This is a genomic window from Blautia sp. DFI.1.216 (assembly GCF_020594215.1).
In the GTDB taxonomy this organism is placed as follows: Bacteria; Bacillota; Clostridia; order Lachnospirales; family Lachnospiraceae; genus Blautia_A; species Blautia_A wexlerae.
Genome location: NZ_JAJDML010000127.1, coordinates 1 through 1,636 on the forward strand (window position 1 = coordinate 1; position 1,636 = coordinate 1,636).

Consider the following 1,636-nt stretch of genomic DNA (forward strand, 5'->3'; position numbering starts at 1 on the left):
CGCTTTCATCTACTACAATATATTTATGGTTAATATCCCTTACAGCCAGTAAGGAATTATCCATCTTGTTGCTTAAGCTGTTAAAATGTATGGAGCAATCGGTATATCGTCTTATTCATCTTGGACTTCGCGTCCGTTACCGAGACTGATAACCAGCTCCTCATTTGCAGCGTTCGTTTTATGCAGGTTGAACTGCCTTCGGTACGTTCGTGTCACACCACAGTAGATGGAATAGGCAATGAGTAAAACTGGTCTTTATCCATTGCATAATCTGATTTTAAGGAGTGACAAATTTATGAATATGAATGCAGTAGGTATTGATGTTTCCAAAGGAAAAAGCATGGTTGCTATCCTTCGTCCTTATGGTGAGATCATTTCAAAACCATTTGAAGTCAAACACACAGTCAGTGGGATTCGCTCTCTCATTGAGCAGATCCAATCCATTGATGGCGAATCTCGTATTGTCATGGAACACACCGGTCGTTATTACGAACCTCTTGTCCGTGAACTTTCGAAAGCTGACCTTTTTGTATCTGCCATAAATCCCAAACTCATCAAAGATTTTGGAGACAACTCTCTCCGCAAAGTAAAGTCCGATAAAGCGGATGCAGTAAAAATTGCACGCTATACTCTTGACAGTTGGACGGAACTCAGACAGTATAGTCTCATGGATGAAATTCGTAATCAACTGAAAACCATGAACCGCCAGTTTGATTTTTACATGAAACACAAAACCGCTATGAAAAATAATCTAATCAGCATCCTTGACCAAACTTATCCGGGAGCTAACACTTATTTTGACAGCCCCGCCCGTGAGGATGGAAGTCAAAAATGGGTTGACTTTTCAGCCACCTACTGGCATGTGGATTGTGTTCGTAAACTCTCTCTAAACGCCTTTATCGACCACTATCAAAAGTGGTGTAAACGCAGGAAGTACAACTTCAGCCGTTCAAAAGCTGTTGAAATCTATGAAGCATCTAAGGAGCTTGTTTCTATACTTCCAAAAGACGATCTGACAAAGTTAATCATCAAACAGGCTGTAGAACAATTAAATACGGCTTCACAGACTGTGGAACAGCTTCGTACCATGATGAATGAGGCTGCTTCTAAACTGCCGGAATACCCTGTTGTCATGGCTATGAAAGGTGTAGGTAAATCGCTTGGTCCACAGCTTATGGCAGAGATTGGTGATGTCTCCCGATTTACCCACAAAGGAGCCATTACAGCCTTTGCAGGCGTTGATCCCGGCGTAAATGAATCCGGTTCATATGAGCAGAAAAGCGTTCCTGCTTCCAAGCGCGGTTCCAGTACTCTTCGTAAGACTCTGTTTCAAGTCATGGATGTTCTCATCAAAACAAAGCCACAGGATGATCCTGTCTACTTGTTTATGGATAAGAAACGAGCACAAGGAAAGCCTTATTACGTCTACATGACAGCCGGTGCGAATAAGTTTCTTCGCATCTACTATGGTCGAGTGAAAGAATATCTGTCTTCACTCCCAGAATAAATATCTCGTCAATACCTTTATTTTAGACCAGCGAATATCGGTGGTCTTATTTTAATGTTCAAAATCTTGCAAAAATTTTTGCCTGAAATCATCAATTTGCTATTGACTTTTTATTTGCAGGCTCGGTAA

1 protein-coding gene is annotated in these 1,636 nt (G+C 41.2%); it reads left to right on the plus strand.

The features are described 5' to 3' along the window. The first annotated feature begins 301 nt into the window (after positions 1-301). Positions 302-1,507, plus strand: a complete 1,206-nt coding sequence (locus tag LJE11_RS18985; RefSeq protein ID WP_008706871.1) for an IS110 family transposase — start codon at positions 302-304, stop codon at positions 1,505-1,507. The last annotated feature ends 129 nt before the right edge of the window (positions 1,508-1,636 follow it).